An 18,134-nucleotide genomic window follows, 5' to 3' on the forward strand; every position below is an offset into this window, starting at 1 on the left:
GCTGACGTGAGCATCAAACAAATTGTACAGATGGACAGAGCAGGATTCTGTCCATCTGTTTTTTTTGTCAATGGAAATCATCGGCTTTACCGGTAGGGGTATTCTGTAAAAAAATTTAGCTTCAAATACCCAGCGAAACAGGCTGTAAACGGTTGATTACCATCCATGAAAAAACTTCCTCAGAACAGCGACTGCTTGTTCATGGAGGCAGGACTAGTGATGCAAGGAGAGCGAAATGCAGCGCACCTTAAAACGCATACCGGTAACAAGTCCTTTTAGGCATGACATAAACTACCAGTTTGACAGGTGGCTTTCATTACAAGTTCTCTATTCCTATCACTCACAACAAATGATATAATAAAACAATTACAAACGAAAGGAGCGTGTTTCTGTGACGAACACAAATAAAAAGGAGATTGTAATGATGGAAGGAGGTATGACGAAATAATGGTCGCAGACCTCCTTCCTTCGGGAATATAAAATGGAGGTTATCAAGTTGAATCAATTGAATCATTATGGCGTTTCAGCGCGTTTTTTAACAGAAGCAGCTTTATATCCAGAGCATCAGCTGGCAAGAGTGATTGCGCAGTATCGTGGAAAATATAAGATTATCACCCAGCAGACCGAAATGCTGGCGGAGATTTCAGGAAAACTTCGGTACGGCACAGAGGAGCTTGCCCAATATCCCACTGTCGGTGACTATGTGATGGTGGATGTGCAGGCTGAACTTGCCGTCATTCATCAGGTGCTCACCAGAAAGAGCCTGTTTATCCGAAAGGCAGTGGGCTTGTCGGGACAGGTGCAGCCGGTGGCATCCAATGTGGACATCGTATTTTTGTGTATGTCCCTCAATCAGAATTTCAGCCTCAATCGCATGGAACGATATCTTTCCATTGCCTGGGACAGCGGCGCCGTACCGGTCATTGTTCTGACAAAATCGGATCTGTGCCAAGATTTATCTGGGGCAATTGAGCAGGTTGAAAAAATTTCCTGCTTTTCCGATGTGATCACCCTTTCCATGTTTGATACGGATATTTGTGAGAAGTTTCTGCCTTATTTCCAAAAAAATCAGACTTGTGCCTTTATCGGCTCATCGGGTGTGGGAAAATCCACCTTGATCAATAAACTGCTGGGTGCTCCGGTCATCGCAACACAGGAGATCGGCAGAGGCGACAAAGGCCGCCACACCACAACAGGCCGTGAAATGTTCCCCTGTCCGCTGGGTGGTGTAGTAATAGACACCCCCGGCATGAGAGAGATGGGCGCGGAAAGTGCTGATCTTTCCAAAACATTTGCGGACATCGAGGAATTGGCACAACACTGCCGCTTTCGTGACTGCACACACACCAATGAGCCCGGATGTGCTGTTCTGGAGGCTGTGAAATCCGGTGAATTGGATAGCCGCCGCCTGGCGAGCTATCACAAACTGGAACATGAAACCAGTTATGATGGATTGAGCAGCAAGGAGATTGAAGTCAAAAAGTGTGAGCGTATGTTCAAAGAGATCGGCGGCATGAAAAATGCCAGACGGTTTGCAAAAGAACAGCGGAAGCGGAAATAAGGAGATACGCAACCATGGATATTATATTTTTGAATGAAAATATGATGGGTCCTAACGCGTGGCTGCTGGCAGAAGAATTGACTGCAAATCTACCTTTGAAAAAAGGAATGCGGGTTTTGGATCTGGGATGCGGCCGGGGCTTGACTTCTGTATTTTTGGCAGAAAAATTTGGCGTTGAGGTTTTTGCGCTGGATTTATGGACAGATGCCACAGAGAATTATAAACGATTCAAGCAGGCCGGAGTTTCTGATTTGATCGTTCCCTTGCAGTTTGACGCCTTGCAGCTTCCTTTTGCGGAAGGCTTTTTTGATGCGGTCATCAGCGTGGATTCCTACCATTATTTCGGCAATAATGACACCTATTTTGAAAAGGTCCTCAAACCAATTCTGAAAAAAGATGCCGCCGTTGTTGCCATTGCTTTTCCGGGTATGAAATATGAAGTGCATGATCATATTCCGGAAGAGATGAAGCCGCTTTGGGAAGCGGAAGCATTGGAAATGTGGCACTCCATGGATTGGTGGAAACCCAAATTTGAACCATATCTGAAGGATTTCCGGATCGCTGAGATGGACTGCTTTGACAGAGCGTGGAATGACTGGCTTTCTTGTGATAACCCGTATGCAGTCGAAGACAGGTTGATGATGGAAACGGACCATGGTCGGTTTATGAATCTGATTAAGCTGACAGGCAGCATTCGCTAAAACTATAGATTGATGATAAGGGCAGCCTTGCATATTACGCAGGGCCGCCCTTTTTATGTTCCAATTTGCAGGAAATCATATTGCCGCTCCAGTCGATCACTGATTTTGCGCAGGCGGCAGCAAATGATCAGCAGCTTCATTACGATTTGCATAATAAAATACCATGGAAATGAAAAACGTGAGAGGATTTATCGGAATATGACGGGGATATGGGGTGATCTCCCATCGGAGCATTGAATGCAAGAATACAGCCCCAAAGTGTGGAGAAAACAAGGGAACGCTGAAAAGCGTGAGAAATAATCAAAACGGCAGGTTAAAAATTCATTTGAAACAGTTCCTTTTGGCAAGGCTCAGGACACAATCGCCTGATTTTTCCCCAGCATATTCCCCACAGACGGGGAACAATCATACATTGTTTTGTTTTCATAGTTCGATGGCACGGTATTTCATCTCACTCTTATTCTGGTACATTTTGGCATCAGCCTCACGAAACATCTGCTCAATAGAAGCATCCTGCCCCATGGCGTGCCCCACGGCCAGCGACAGCGGGAAGGAACGCGTCAGATTCCTGCGGCTGATGCACAGTTCCAGTTCCGACAGGGCTCTGCTGACCTGGGACTCGGTGATGTTTTGCAGCAGTACCGCGAATTCATCGCCGCCCATACGATAGCAGCAGCCCAGGGAGTTAAAAACCGACAGAATACACTCAGCGGCTGTGCAAATCAGCTCATCGCCGGCCGAATGTCCCATGGTATCGTTTGCCTGCTTCAGATTGTTGATGTCCACAACGATACAGGCGCAGAGGCCTTTCAGAATGGGGGAGAGGCGAACCCGCTCTTCAAATGCTGTGCGGCTGTCCAGCTGCGTCATCAGATCTGTGTTGGCCATCTTCTGATAGTAGCTCATCTGGGAGGACTTGATCATTTCCTGGTATACATAGTCAATGGATACTGCCAGCAGCGACACTACAAGCAGCAGTATGCCGATGCTGAAATAAATGAGATACGATCTCTTTCCCCACAAATAATAGTCCAGAAATCCCATTGCGCAGCAGAAACCGAGGGCGCCAAACCCGCTGAGCATCAGCCGTGCCTGACGGTAAAATGCGGAATGGAGCCAGGTTACCAGAAGGCGCAGCAGAGACAACAGCGTTACGATCATCAGTACATGGGTCAGGGGCAGCATCTGATGGAGCTGGGCCACACCCAGGATCTGCAGCAGACCGCAGATACAGAGATTCAGCAGGTGGAGCCGGTAGATCAGGCACAGCAGGCGGCTGTCCTGATCCATCATGCTGCGATAGAACTGAATCATAAAAATCGGCATGGTCATAAAAGCGTACATCGCCAATACATACATGATTGCGCCGCTGATGTGGACCATTTGAAGCGCTGCCGAATCCATGGATATCCACAAACTTACCAGCAGCACCAGCCCACTGAGATACCGCAGTGTCTGCAGCCGCTTGACTCCAATGGCCGTTCTGGCTCCCATAGACAGCAGTCCAATGAGAATGCCAAGGAGCAGAAATAATCCTGAAAATATCAGGGCAGCAGCATTGGCGTTGAGGTAGTAAAGGGTCAGATCGCCGTAATCGCCTGCCAGAACCGTCAGTTCTCCCGAAGGAGCGGACACGGTGAGAGTGTGTCCTGCCAGTTCCGTTTCGGGCAGTGGAATCCAGTGTATCATCCCGCCATGATCGAATGGACCGGGGGTGTATTTATGGAGCAGCATTCCGTCCAGATACACGAAATAAGGGGTCCGCTTGGCGGTGACAGCGCAGACGGGCTGGCTCCAGCGATAATCCGGCAGTATCTTCTGATAAATGATATCGGCTCCGTCCTCAGTAGGGCCAGCCGGTTCAATCTGTATCAGCTGCTGATGCAGTTTGGGTTGGCAGGACAAGGGAGACCGCAAGGCGAGAAAGGCAACGACAAAAAAGCCTGCCAGGGCCAAAATACCCAGAAAACAGGATGTCGGAAAGGAATTATGGCGTATTTTGGACATAAACAACCTCCTGGCTTTGAGAACATAACTATTGTATGATGAACTCAAACTTCGTGCAGGTGAAATGATAACGTTTCAAGGCAAAACAAAAGCACAATCAATAAATCTGTGAAGCTCCGTGATTTTTACAGCACCAATCTCAGCCGGAACCAGCCGTCTATCAGATCAAACTAACAAACGGCCCCATTTTTCCGGCAAAAAGCGGAGATGGACTGCACTCCCAGGCCGTGTCCTTCCTTTGGAGATATGGGCAGACCGTTGTTATCAAAGGAGATATTGTCGGTACAAGGGTTGGAAATTTCCAGCATGACGCTGGGAGTACCTGTCATTTTACAGCGGATCAGCCGCTGATCCCGGGGTAGGTTCAGATTGGCGTGGATGGCATTTTCCAAAGCGTTGGCCAGAACAATAGCCAATTCACCCTCGTTTACGGAAAGGGTATCGGGAAGGGAAATCTTTGCTTCCACCAGGATACCCTGATTCTTAGCCTGGTCGAAGTAGGAGGAAAATACCGCGTCCAGCACCGGCGGACGGCACCAGCGGATTTCTTTTTGCTCATCCAGCCGCTTTTGAGCTGCATCCAGAAAGTCCAGCGCGGCGTCCTTGTCTCCTCGTGACACCAGCTCCGCAGCAGCCTGGAGCCTGTGGCGCAGGTCGTGGCGTTCCGTGCGGATCGCATTTTCCGCAGCCTTCACCGCCTCCATGCGGCTCTGGAGGGCAGACAGCTGCAAAGCCGACAGCTGCGCACTGTACCGTGCCTCCGCCTCCTTGTGAACGTTGGAAAAGAGAAACATCAAAATGGAATAAACCCCCAGCATCAGCAGGCCAATGGCCGGTTTGATGATGGTGCTTCTTGAATCGAAGCCTGTATATCCAGGAATCAGGTAGACGGCGATGATGTAATAGGTTGCCATTACCAGGCATATCAGCCACCAGCCCCGGCGCAGCTCCAACAGTATCTGGAAAAACAGCGGCCGCAAAAAGCGCACCAGAAACCAAATGACCCAGGTGCTGAGAACCGCGTAGGACAGCACCAGTACCCAGAAGCGGCTGCCAGACAGGTAGTAGATCAGGCCTGATATGTGGTGAATCAGCGTACAGAACAGGACGACGGAGAGCTGCTGAAAGATCAGCCGCCACCCCCGGAACTGGCTGAGCGTAAAAAGGAGCAGTATCAGCGGGATATGGATGGTTACAGCATAGGTCCAAAAGGCGGTATCCAAATCGACCGTCCGGTACAGAGCGGCCACCGCCGCCATCAGCAGAATCGTGACGCTGAAAACGACAAAAATGGTGCGCCGCTGGGAATACCGGCTGTCTATAAACAGAAATGCCATAACCATATATAACACTGTCAAATACTCCATGATAAACAGCTCTACCATGTGTCACCCTCCTTCAGCCAATATTTTTCTCAGGCTTTTTGAAATTGTTGCCGCCGTACAGGGCAGGCATTTACTCCCGTCATATGCTGCAAATTCAGCATGAAGCTGGCTTCCCACAGACAAAAGAATTGATCAGCCAGTACAGCGTCCCGCCCATTCCACAGATCCAATACACTTCCGGCAGGACACGCTGGGCACTGTCCACAGTGGCTGCCGCAGCAGCACCGTTCCGCCTTCGATTCACTTTCTCTGCCGTGCCGTCCGGCAGCCGGAGAATCTTCCCCATTCAAATTAGGGCAGCATCTGAGATGAAGATCCAGCGGTACCGTTTCTTTCTTCTATTATCACATATGGCAAGGGGCAGCAGTATGCAAATTTTGCACAGATTATTTTGAATTTTGAACAATCGGTTCCTGGTTTTGCCGCAATTTGTATAATGAACATAGCATAGGCTCAGGAAGACCGTCAAGAGGGAGACAACCTTGTTTCTTGTGTATTTGTACACGGTCCTGCTGTGCTTATCATCCGCTTTATGCGGAAACAGACCGAATGCTGCAATCGGGCCGAGAAGGCCGGCAGAGAACGGTGCTGTGTCCGGTGGAGCCATCGCCCCTTGCGGAAAGGGGAGTGGTTTGACCGGCAGCAACAGCTGAGGGGACGGCGAGGTATATGTAAGCACTGGCGGCAAAATTATCATACCCGACCGACGGGGCCATCACAGGAAGTGCCATGGTGAAAAATACAAAGGCGGGCGGCGGTGAGTATCTGCCGCCGATTCGCTGCAATGGAACTTCAAAGCAGTCCGGCGCATCGAATATCGGCAGCAATACCGCAGGCATTGATCCGGTTCCGTCCAATATATTGTTCTATGAGGAGCTTTATGGCGTGGGCATTATGGGCCAAACAAATAGAGACCGCCATTTACTGGACAGGCCGTATGAGCCATAGGTTCTGTTGGTCCCCATTTGGAGGAGAGGATCATCGTGCTTCATGAGGCGTTCAATAAACCGAAGGTGTGTTTTGCATATGAAAAAGCTGTATGTGCGGCGTACCTTTTTACTTTTCCATGGCGCCTTGTCCTGGAAAACTGTGTTAAGAGAAGAAGATCACGGGAGGGTTCAGAATGAGAAGACGAATCTGCAGTCTGCTGCTGGCCGGATTGATGGCCTTGTCATCATTGGGAACAGCAGCTTTTGCTGAAGGTGGTGTTTTGCAGAACGGGGGAATTGCCATAGGCGCCAGCGGTTTGTGTGAACATCACACGGAACATACCGCTGACTGCGGCTACACCGAGGGCATCCCGGAGCGGCCCTGCAATCATGAACACACCGACGATTGCTATGCTGCTGTGGAGCAATGCGTCCATACTGCCCACGACGAGAGCTGCGGCGGCCTGGATGACCCGTCTGCCTGCAATCATCAGTGCAGCGAGGAAAGCGGCTGTATCGTCAAAACGATGAACTGCCTGCACCAGCATGACGAAAGCTGCGGCTACGTCCCGGCTGTGGAAGGCACACCCTGTAATTTTGTCTGCGAAATTTGCGGCGGGGCGGAAGAGTGGGCAGAATGCACCTGTGAAACCCCTTGCACGGAAGACGCGGTAAATCCGGACTGCCCGGTGTGCTCTGCCGAGGGAGCGGACCTGACCGCCTGCAAGGGAGCCGCCCCGGAAGCGGCCTGCACCTGTGAAACCCTCTGCACGGAGGATGCGGTAAATCCTGACTGCGCGGTGTGTTCAGCCGAGGAAGCCGACCTCACAACCGCCTGCAAGGGCGAACCCACGGAGGGGGAAATCCTCTTTTCCGATGTCATGACCGAAGAGATGCAGAGAGCCTTTGAGGCGGGGCTGGAGGATGACCCGGAGCCGCTGACCCTGGAGGACGTGTTCGCGGCCGATCCTGAGCTGGAGGCCCGAGCCGCGGCGAACCGCGCCTTTGCCCGGAGCGCGGCGCAGCCAAATCCCGGTACTTATATCGTGAATAAGGACAACGAAAACAACGCCGGCACCGGGAAGGGGGACGGCGACATGGGTCGGTATTTGAAGCGGGGGGACGCCCCCCATCCCATTGAGGCAAACATCTTCATTCCCGAGGGAAAGCTGCCCACCCAGAGCTGCTATATCGCCGTGCGCACCTATGATGTGGACTGGGTGGGAGCGCTGGGACCCGATGCTTACCACTACGAGTATGACAAGCTCTTTGTCAACGATGTCCGGGTGGGTACGCTGACAGGGCTGCAAAGTGACTGGAACACCTCCTATTACGAAGTGCCCCTGTCCGCCCTGCGGGAGGGAAACAACACCATCCGGGTGGAAATCTGGGACTGCGAGGGCGCGGAGAATTTTGCCGATCCAGGTCCGGGGGACCTGCAGCCTACCCCTGTCATTTACACCCCTGAGGGGTCAGATTTCCAGTATGGGGCGGACTGGGCTGTTTCCATCGACTGGATGCAGCTGGTCTGCGACGGCGGCTCCCGGCAGAGCGTAGAGGAGTACTCCCTCTCCATCACCAATGTGGGGGTCACCGGGGACGACGTCCAGGTCTCCGCCGAGACGGTCATCACATTGTCTTGGGAGTTGCCTTGTCAAACCGAATATACCATTACCGACGCCAATGGGTTCATCCTTGGAGCCTACCATGGCATAGGACAGAAGGGGTCGAGGACGGAGGAGTTCGTCATCACCATGCCCAAGGGGCAGCCGGACGGCGTCTACACCGTTACCGACCTTTTGAGAAGGTCGGCTGACGACAATATCCTGGCCACCGACCAGGCCTTCTTTTACCTGGAGAATGGGCGCCCCGTGCTCAAGCCCCGCCTGGGCCATACCCTCTCCCCCGATTCCTGGACCAAGGAGGATGTGGCGATCACCGTTGAGGTCAAAGACGGCCAGGGCTATCAGGATATCCGGATCAGCGAACCAACAAAAACCGTTCCCCAAAACGGGGAATATGCTTTTGACTACAGCTATAAAACCCCCGATGGGGAGCAAAAGAGCGATACCTACACGGTGAAGGTGGAAAATATCGATAAGACCCCGCCTGTGCTTTCCTGCGCTCCCGTCACCGTCATGGAGGAAACGGACAACAACCAGCTGGCCGCCGCCATCCGGGCCGGGATTACCGCCTCCGACGGGGAAAGCGGCCTTGCGGGGGAACCCGCCTTCACCCTGGACGAGAACTTCTGCTATACCGGGGGAGAAAAAACGGTGGAGGTCACCGTGTCCGACCAGGTGGGCAACAGCACAAAGGCAACCTGCACCGTCACGGTACAGGCCCTTCCCATCTCCATCGAAAAACCAACGGCCGTTCAGGAGGGGACTGCCAACCGCTTCGGCCTGACGGCGGAGCTGACCCACCCCGGCCCGGATCCCATTACCGAAACCGGCTTTGTCTGGGGCGTGATGCAGAACCCCACCCTGACCATTAACAACGGCAGATCCGCCACTGAGCAGCCGGTGGCAAACAAGGATGGTACCATTTCCGTCACCGCCAACGATATTGTGGACGGGGTGAACTATTACTGCCGGGCCTATGTGGTGGCAGGCGGCAAGACCTATTACAGCGAACAGACCGCTTTTGGTATCGGCGCCAAACAATACGGCACGGTCACCATTAAAAATTACGGGAACAACACCTTCACCGTCACCCGCACCGGCGGCACCGACGGGGCGCAGACGGTCTATTACCGCACGGTCAACGGCTCGGCGGTGGGCGGCACCCACTTTACCCACAAGGCCGACCAGGTAACCATACCCGATGGGCAGGCGGAGGCGACCATCACCATTGCGGAAAATAATGCCAACACCGCCTACAGCGGCAAGCCTGCCACTGCCTACAGCAACGCTGACCGCACCTACCAGGTGGAGATCTACCGGGTGGACGGCGGGGCTGTGCTGGGGACGGAGCGGATTGCTACCCGCACCATGGCCACCAACCAAACGGTGGACCGCCACTTGTATGATGAATATGCCGTCGGGATCGCCGACAAGACCCGGGGCGATTATGATAAGGACGGCTTAGGCTGGTCAGAAAACGGCCAAATCGGTTCTTCCGCTGTGGAAACGGTTGCTGTAAGTCCGGAGAGTGCAGACTACTGGACACACACCGCCCAGAGCGTTCACTATTATCTGACCTTTGAGGCCAAGGAGGAGGAGGAAAGTTACCAGGCCCTTCAGATGCTTCCAGGCACTACCCTGGATACCAGCATCCACCCCGATGAGGGAACCATTGTGGGTTCGGACTCCATCGACAGAAGCCGTGTTTATTACACGGCCATGTTTGAGCATGGCAAGGAGAAAAAGCCTCTCCTTCCATATACAACCTGGCTCAGCTATCAGTTCCCCGGACCTGTCAACTTCCCGTCTCAATCTAGGCTGACCCATTCGATATACCGCTCCGGCCAGTCCGGATCCTATATCGCTTTTCCGCCGGATACCACATCGATCACAACCGGATTCAGCGGCAGTGGTTCCGGCAGCGACAAGTGGAATACCCGCAACGCTCAGCACCACATTCAGATCTATGACGACGTGGAGCCCCAGCTTGTGGCGGTAGCCCCCCTGGACGGCAGCACCTACCGGGTAGGGGACACCTTTACCATCGCCCTGGTTTTTGACGAAATCGTGGACAGCCAAAACAGCGGCCTGAACAACAACGATACCGTCCAGACCAGCTGGGGTGTGGCCCAATACGCCGGGGGCATGGACACCAACGTGCTCTATTTTGAAGGCGTTGTAAAGGATGGCGCTGCCGGTGAACTGATGCTTACCTCCATTGGCTGTACCGACAAAATTAAGGATATGTGCGACACTGTGGGAAGTCCCTCCACCGGCTCCGGTGGCACAGCAGGCGGCAATGTGGACAATGTCCGGCCAACGGTGAGCATCAGTGAAGAGAAGCTGGCAAACGGCACCGCCAGCGCGAAGATCAGCGCCCAAAATTATACCAGCCTCCAGTATACCTGGAGCGAGAGCGATAATACCCCCATCACCGGGTGGCTGCCCGCAGAAAATAGTAAGACCGTTTCCACCCGGCAAACTTCCGGGAAATGGTACCTCCATGTGTGGGGTTACCGGAGCAGGAACGGCACCTCTGCTTACGCAACGAAGGAGTTTGATTTCGGAACCCCCGATAATCCTGTCAGCCCGATGCCTACCCTGTCTGTGACGGCAGATAACGACGACTGGGCGCAGGAGCGCACTATCGTCCTTGACTATACCCCGGCGGACGCCGAGGTTACCATGACCGGCCCCAGCGTCGGAGAGCCGCAGACCGTTACCGGGAACCAGACGGTGTATACCAACGGCATTTACACCTTTGTGCTGAAAAGCGGCGATGAAACCGTGGAAAAGAAGGTGCTGGTCAGCCGCATCGACCGGGAGGCTCCTGTGCTGAACATCACCGGAGCCGGGGAAACCGGGACAATCTACAACCAGCTTGTCATGTCCGCCACGGCTTCGGATGTCCCCAGCGGGATAGCATCGGTGGAGTATGTGTTCACCGATTCCGAAGCTGAGCCCACAGAACAGGCTTGGCAGCCTGCGGCAGAGCCGGTGGATGGGAAATACAGCTTTACCTATGACGCCGCCGAAGAGCAGCAGACAAAAAAATATCTCCATGTCCGGGCCACCGATAGGGCCGGAAATTCTGCCACCAAAACCTCAGACGGTTATACGGTGGTCAAAAAGCCGGAGACAGCACAGATGCCCGCCATCCGGTTCACCACCCAGCCTACAGGTTGGGTAAAAGGCCCGGCGGAGCTGACCTGGGGAGTGACCAATCCGGGCGCGGGAGAGTGGGAAGTCGAAGCGGACGGGAAACTCTACCCCCTTCGGAAGTCTGGCGAGCCCTATCCCACAAATCCGGACACCACAGGTCCCCTCGCCGCTACCAGGAATGGCCTGTATCAGATCCAGGTGACCGACAAAAACAACAACACAGGCTCAGCTGAACTGATAGTCAACTGGATAGATTCCGAAGCCCCTGTCGCCGAAATTTCGGTGCCCGGCGGCTGGGCTCAGGAAAAAACGGTGACCCTTTCCGGCGTTACCGACGACCGCAGCCCCCAGGTGGATGAAACCGGCAGCGTCACCGGATATTCCGGCAGCGGCATCCGGACACAAGAATACAAGCTCTCGACTGCGGACAGTTGGACTGCGTTTACCGGGGACAGCTTCGCTGTAACCCAAAACGGAACCTATGAGGTCAGGCTCACCGACAAGGTGGGCAACAGCGCCACCTATACGGTGGAGGTGACCGGGATCGACACCATCCCGCCGCAAGTACAGCTCTCGAAGATTCCAGACGGCTGGCAGTCAAAAGTGGAAGTCACCCTTACTCCTTCCGATGTGGGCAGCGGTGTGAAAACGGTGGAAACCGCCTTTGTGGAGAACAACACGGACACTCCCACCGATCTGACAGCCCAGCCGATCCAGAATGGCAAAGTTACCGTTGAGGCCCCCAGCGGTCAGTGGTACCTCTATTATAAGGTCACCGACCAGGTGGGCAACAGCATCGATGGTTACTCCAGCTTGATTCAGGTGGATGGTACAAAACCACAGCTGACCGTCACCGGCGGTGAGCAGGGAGCTGAGACCGTGACATTTACCGTCCAGGCGACGTTCGGCGTGTCCGGCGGTACGGTTACAGTGACGGAGCCCGACGGAACCGAAGAGACGATTTCGGGCGGCGGCTGCACGGCCACAAAGCCGGGAAGCTACACCTTTACCGCGACTTCCAACAATGCCAATGTTTCACCTGTCTCAGTGACAAAGCAGGTGTTCCAGGTCTCCTTCACAGAGCAAGACGAACCGCTGACCCAGCTGGTGGTCCAGGGCGGCAAGGCTGTCCGGCCTGCCGATCCTATCCGCACCGGCTACACCTTTACCCAGTGGCAGAAGGACGGCAAAGCATATGACTTTGAAGAAACGGTGGAGGAAGACAGCATTCTCACCGCTGCCTGGACCCTGAACGCACCCACTGGCCTTACCATTGAAACCACCTATGGCGGCAGTACCGGAAACAACTTTATTTATGAGAAGGGGAGCGACCTGATCTTCACCGCTCATCCCAGTCACGATCTCAGCACGGGGATTGATTATAGCTACCAGTGGTACGACGAGGACGATCAGCTTATTGATGGCGAAACTGAACCCAGTTATACCGTAACGGACGCAGACGCCGGAGACTACCGCTTCTCCTGCGCCGTCACCGCCAACGCCGGCGGGAGTGTCTCTGCCGAAACAAAGGCGGAGGCGGAGGCTTCCATCGGCACAAGGAAGGTTGAGAAGCCCGCCGCGGACGATACCAAATTTATCTACAGCGGCCAGGAACAGACCTATGCCATCGCCCCCAGCGAGTACTACACGGTGACAGGCAATGTTCAGACCGATGCCGGTACATACACCGTAACCGTCGCCCTGGACGATAAGGCCAATTGCCAGTGGGCGGACGGCAGTACCGACGATCTCAGCTATACCTTCACCATTGCCAAGCTGGGGGTTGAGAAACCCGCTGAGGACAATACTGAATTTGTCTACAGCGGCAAAGAACAGACCTATACCATCGCCCCCAGCGACTACTACGCGGTGACGGGCAACGTTCAGACCGATGCCGGTACACACACGGTAACTGTTGTCCTCAAGGATAAGTCCAACTACCAGTGGGCGGATGGCAGTACCGACGATCTGAGCTATACCTTTACCATTGCCAAGATGGGAATTGAGAAGCCCGCCGCAGACGATACGGAATTTATCTACAGCGGCCAAGAGCAGACCTATACCATCACCCCCAGCGACTACTACACGGTGACGGATAATGTGCAGACCGAAGCCGGTACATACACCGTGATTGTTGCCCTGGACGATAAAGCCAACTGCCAGTGGGCGGACGGCAGTACCGACGATCTCAGCTACACCTTCCTCATTGCCCCCAGGCCTATTACCGCTACATGGCGGAATCTGGACATGGTCTACAATGGTGTACCCCAGGCGCCGCAGGCTGCCAGCCTGATAGGTGTACTGGAGGCGGACCAGGGCAGCGAAAAGGTGGCCGCTGTGGCAGAGGAGAAAGAGGCAGCGGACAAATACGCTGTTACTGCCAAACTCACCGGCACACGGGCCCATAACTATATCCTGAGCAATGATCAGGTGGAATTTTCCATCCATCCCGCACCGGTGACTTTCCAGGTGGAAAACAACAGTATTTTGTACGATGGTCAGAGCCATACTGCCCAGGTTGCCGCCCAGGCATTGGGCAGGGATTTCGATTCCTTCACCGTCTCCTACCGGAGCGAAGAGGGAGAAATTGTGAGTGCCCCTGTCCAGACCGGACGATATGCCATCCTGGCCCAGATCACTGATGACAACTACCGTCACAGCGATAGTGCAAGCGGTGGGGCCAGACAGGTGGGCGTGTTGGAGATTTATAAGAAAAAAGCCCCTGTTCTTTACACCATTACCTTCCTGCCCGGTGCAGAAGAGGGAATCAACGGAACACTGCCCTCCCTGCCGGACAGCTTTGCCGGGGACATCTTCTTCCTGCCCGAAGCGAATAGTCTGAGCCGGGACGGCTATGAGTTCACCGGCTGGGAATATGATGGCAGTGTCTACCAGCCCGGCACCGAATTTATCATGCCACGGAGCAATGTTACCTTCACCGCCCAGTGGGTCGAAAACTATGATATCGATGGTTCAGTGGTGTGGGAGGGAGATCCCCCCGAACCAGCACAGGATATTCTGGTAGAACTGAAGCGGGGCAACGTGTGTCTGGCGTATACCACCACTGATGTGGATGGTCATTTCTCCTTTGATCATATCCTTCCCGGCGTGTACAATCTGGTGGTCAGCAGCGGCGATATCATTCGTACCGCCAAGGTGGAGTTGGTTGACCAGGACCAGGAGATCCCTCAGATTCAGCTGCCAAGGGGCAAAACCAATTCGGTCCTGGATGTGAAGGACGGCGCGCCGCCGTTGGTGGTAGGCAACCTGGACAACCTGTTCACCGCCCAGTCCGAAGAAGGCGGCTACACCGAAGTTTACACGTCTGAGGATCGGAAACTGGTGGAAAGGGGCGGTAAGGTGGAGATCCGCATGGAAGCAGCCAGCGCGGAGCCTGAACCGGACAGCCCGCTGGGGCAGGCGCTGGATGCCCTCACTCAGGGCTTTGTCCCAGGCCTCACCCTGAATCTGACTATGGAGAAATCCAGGGAAGATGCAAATGGTGTTTCACAGGGAGAGACGCCTATTACTGAGAGCAATCTTCTGATGGAGGTTGTGATCCCTCTGAACGGTGATCTGCAGAACTGCCGCGACTACCTGGTCCTGCGGGAGCATGATGGTCAGGTGGATAAGATCACTGCTGCTGAAAACCAGTGGGGAGAGTATTTCACTCTTAACACGGACGGCACTGCCCTGACCATTTCTGCAAGACGGTTCTCCCTGTATTCCATCGTGTACACCAACGCCCTGCTGGACTCCGGCGGCAGTGGTGATGATCCTTCGGACCGCCCGGATTCCCGGCCGCCAGAGGTGACCGAGCCATTGGAGCCGGTCGTTCCCCCTGTTCTGGAAGAGGTAACCCCGCCGCCGGAAACTTCGGATATGCCGCCGGAATCCGCCGTCCCCCCTGCTCAGGAAGAGGTGGCCCAGCCGGATGAATCCCAGCAGCCGTCGGAGGAACCGGAAACCCCCGCCATAAACCAGCCGGAAGAACCCAGTGGTCCTGCTGATGCTGCCAATGGGAAACCCTTTGTTCTCCTCAGCGCCGTGTGCGCGGCTATCGCTGTGCTGCTGGCCATATTTGGAAAAAGCCGGGGAAGAGCCCGCCTGGCGGCAGTTCTCTGTGCTGCCGGCGCGGTGGTCATTGTTCTGCTTACTACCGGCTGGAGCGGCATCATCTTCGCCAACCTCTGGACACTGCCGGCAGCCATATTGACACTCCTCGCCGGCTGGTTTACCCGCCGCAGCAAAGAGGTAAAGAGTGAAGAGTGAATCGGTAAAAATCGATAAGCTACTGATGGCGTTTGTTCTAAGCTAACTGAAAAAACCTGCTCTGACTTGATTGCCGGAGCAGGTTTTTTGTTGGATTGAGCAAAAATAGCGGTTTTACCGGTGGGAATAAAAATCTTTAGATAAAATAAACTCTTCGTTTGCGAAGATGAAAGCAGGTTTGGCAACAGTATCGAAAAAAGTATGAAAGCGTAAAAACAGGCCCTTTTAGCAGCGGTCTGTGATCGTAATATTCAGTCCCCCTAAAAGGGTATGCCCGTATGATGCATTTTCCGGAAACGAAGAAGGCAGGAATAAGTTTATAAAAGATATAGTCAGTCCCCCGGCTAAGCTGGGGGACTGACTTGTAAGAAGCTTGTATGTCTATCCCATGGATTCTCCGCATAATCCACTGCCTTATGTACAGCCCATTATTCTGGAAAGCACCTTTCTGGCCAAGTAAGGGAAGCATATTGTATTCTCACCATAGATCAACGATTCCAGACTTTTTGCGTCCGATTGCTTGTTGGGGCGGGAGAGCCTGATCAAATTCGTGAAACCATGAAATACAGTACTGTGCGGATATTCAAGCATAAGTCAGCTTATGGCTAAGTAGATGTAATCAAGAAAAGAAAGGAAAAGCACAATCCAGACGGAACCGGCGATTGTGTCAAGAAATGTTTGTGGAATAGCAAGAACTTTGATATAATGGGAACAGGAACCCCGGAACCGGGAGAAAGGCAGGAGGATAAATGCACATAAGCTATAAACCCCTCTGGCACACGCTGGTTGAGCGTAATATGAGAAAAGAGGACTTGCGGCTTGCCGCCGGTCTTACCACAAATATGATTGCCAACATGGGAAAAGGAAAAAATATCAGTATGGAAACGCTGGTTCGTATCTGCGAAACGCTGAATTGTGGTATTTTAGATGTGATTGAATTGGAACAGGACGAAGTTGACGAAAGTAAAGTGTAAAACAAATTAAAAACTAGGCTATAAAAGTAGAATGGCAAATTGCTGTTCTACTTTTTCTTTTAGTATGCTTTAGCGAAAAGAGAACCCCCGGCTAAGCCGGGGAGAGTAAAAGAAATTATATAGTGAAAAAACCTTCTGGTAGAATAGAGTTGCGGTCGGCCAACTGCAACAATAAAGAACCAGGAGGTCTTTTCTATGAAAGAAAAAGATATAGAAAGTTTGCAGCACACAAGATGGAGATGCCAATATCATGTGGTATTTGCGCCAAAGTACCGGCGAATGGCAATATATGGTCAGATCAGGAAAGATATCGGACAAATACTGCGAAAGCTGTGTGAGCAAAAGGGAGTGGAAATTATAGAAGCACAAGCGTGCCCAGATCATATCCATATGCTTCTGAGTATTCCACCGAAGTATAGTGTATCACAAATTATGGGATATCTCAAAGGAAAAAGCAGTTTAGACTGATTGTATTTGTGTCAAGCTGTTGATGACAGGTGTTGACGAGGGCGTGGGAAACTTCATAGGACTAATGACAGAAAGAAAAAACACCGCAGAGCAGAAAAAACTGCTTTCCGGTACTTTGGGGATATTTCCGTTTGTGGGTCAGAAAAACCATGATAAACAGGTGTTTTTATAGTTTTTTTCGGCGGAAAGGGGAGACATCAAGTTTCAGGTATGCAAGAATTGAGCTGCATAAACAAAGAAAATCATCTTCGTTCGGTGGTTTTGAGATTGTATTTTTGTAAGGGATAATTTATAATGGCATTATAAATACTATTTTTGATTTTTATATTTTATAAGGAGGGCTGTCTGTGGCACGGAAATCCTATTCGGAGCAGGAGCGAGAGCAGATCCGGGACAAGTTATTGATGGCAGTGCTCCAATGTGTTGCAGAGCGTGGACTGATTCACAGCAGTATTGATGTTCTATGCGGAAAAGCGGGGATCTCCAAGACCTTCTTTTACCGTTTTTTCTCCTCTAAGGAGGAGTTGGTCCTCCAGGCTCTCCGCTACCAGCAGCCCAAGCTGTTGTCCTATGCACAGAGTCTGATGGACAATACTGACCTCTCCTGGAGAGAAAGCGTAAAAACCTTTCTGACAAATTGCTGCTATGGAGCAAAAACCGGCGTGGCGGTGCTGTCCATTGAAGATGAAAAAGAAATACGCAGCTGCCTCTCAGAAGAGAATTTTCAGGCTTTCCGGCAAGATCAGATCATCTTCTACCGGAATCTGTTAACCATTTTCGGGCTCCCGATGGATGGCATTGATCCCCGGCTTTTCGGCAACATGGCTTTGGCTATGATGATGGTATATAAGGCTATTCCAGACACGATGCCTTTCCTGTTCCCAGAGGTGGCAGAAGAGATGGTAGAGTTTCAGGTCAATGCATTGCTGGACGAGATGGAGCGGGTAAAAGAAAAGGCAATAAAGGCAGAGAAAGATGCTCAGAAATAAGATTTTATATTCATGTTCCTTGGGCTTGCAAGATGCTCCAGTACATTCAAACATTGAAAAA

At 52.7% G+C, this 18,134-nt stretch carries 7 protein-coding genes and 2 pseudogenes; 7 read left to right on the forward strand and 2 right to left on the reverse strand.

Translation table 11 applies throughout. The annotated features are described in order from the left end of the window. Nucleotides 1–496 precede the first annotated feature (496 nt). Both rsgA and BQ5383_RS14320 read left to right on the forward strand, forming a co-directional pair. The gene (rsgA, locus tag BQ5383_RS14315; protein ID WP_476726764.1) at nt 497–1,561 is read left to right on the forward strand and encodes a ribosome small subunit-dependent GTPase A; all 1,065 of its coding nucleotides are present in this window, start codon (nt 497–499) and stop codon (nt 1,559–1,561) included. Nucleotides 1,562–1,575: 14 nt separating this feature from the next. Then, the gene (locus tag BQ5383_RS14320) at nt 1,576–2,262 is read left to right on the forward strand and encodes an SAM-dependent methyltransferase (RefSeq protein WP_071433046.1); all 687 of its coding nucleotides are present in this window, start codon (nt 1,576–1,578) and stop codon (nt 2,260–2,262) included. Between the two features lie 423 nt (nt 2,263–2,685). Here BQ5383_RS14320 and BQ5383_RS14325 read toward each other — a convergent pair whose 3' ends face one another. Together BQ5383_RS14325 and BQ5383_RS14330 are read right to left on the reverse strand one after the other, a co-directional pair. Continuing rightward, on the reverse strand, nt 2,686–4,269 hold the full coding sequence (locus BQ5383_RS14325; protein WP_071433048.1) for a GGDEF domain-containing protein: 1,584 nt from the start codon (nt 4,267–4,269) through the stop codon (nt 2,686–2,688). Nucleotides 4,270–4,439: 170 nt separating this feature from the next. Beyond that, complete coding sequence (locus BQ5383_RS14330) at nt 4,440–5,654, reverse strand: sensor histidine kinase (RefSeq protein WP_071433050.1); 1,215 nt, start codon at nt 5,652–5,654, stop codon at nt 4,440–4,442. Nucleotides 5,655–6,383: 729 nt separating this feature from the next. On the opposite strand from BQ5383_RS14330, the gene BQ5383_RS14340 reads away from it, so the two are divergent. The 5 genes and pseudogenes from BQ5383_RS14340 (at nt 6,384) to BQ5383_RS14360 (ending at nt 18,073) form a co-directional block, all read left to right on the forward strand. Beyond that, a complete protein-coding gene (locus tag BQ5383_RS14340; RefSeq protein WP_071433054.1) occupies nt 6,384–6,602 on the forward strand; it encodes a hypothetical protein in 219 nt (72 codons plus the stop codon). Between the two features lie 175 nt (nt 6,603–6,777). Continuing rightward, nucleotides 6,778–15,642, forward strand: coding sequence for an InlB B-repeat-containing protein (locus BQ5383_RS14345; protein ID WP_083389992.1), 8,865 nt, complete (start codon nt 6,778–6,780; stop codon nt 15,640–15,642). Nucleotides 15,643–16,391: 749 nt separating this feature from the next. Next, a pseudogene (locus tag BQ5383_RS14350) lies at nt 16,392–16,595 on the forward strand (helix-turn-helix domain-containing protein); the annotation flags it as partial. A gap of 216 nt (nt 16,596–16,811) precedes the next feature. Continuing rightward, nucleotides 16,812–17,078, forward strand: a pseudogene (tnpA, locus tag BQ5383_RS14355) (IS200/IS605 family transposase); the annotation flags it as partial. 353 nt (nt 17,079–17,431) lie between these two features. Further along, nucleotides 17,432–18,073, forward strand: a complete 642-nt coding sequence (locus BQ5383_RS14360) for a TetR/AcrR family transcriptional regulator (RefSeq protein WP_071433060.1) — start codon at nt 17,432–17,434, stop codon at nt 18,071–18,073. Nucleotides 18,074–18,134: the final 61 nt, after the last annotated feature.

Origin of the sequence: Angelakisella massiliensis (assembly GCF_900104675.1) — a bacterium.
Classification (GTDB): Bacteria; Bacillota; Clostridia; order Oscillospirales; family Ruminococcaceae; genus Angelakisella; species Angelakisella massiliensis.

Coding starts and splice junctions, on each gene's coding strand:
- BQ5383_RS14320 (WP_071433046.1), top strand. CDS start 1,576: ATGGATATTATATTTTTGAATGAAAATATGATGGGTCCTAACGCGTGG.
- BQ5383_RS14345 (WP_083389992.1), top strand. CDS start 6,778: ATGAGAAGACGAATCTGCAGTCTGCTGCTGGCCGGATTGATGGCCTTG.
- BQ5383_RS14325 (WP_071433048.1), bottom strand. CDS start 4,269: ATGTCCAAAATACGCCATAATTCCTTTCCGACATCCTGTTTTCTGGGT.
- BQ5383_RS14330 (WP_071433050.1), bottom strand. CDS start 5,654: ATGGTAGAGCTGTTTATCATGGAGTATTTGACAGTGTTATATATGGTT.
- BQ5383_RS14340 (WP_071433054.1), top strand. CDS start 6,384: ATGGTGAAAAATACAAAGGCGGGCGGCGGTGAGTATCTGCCGCCGATT.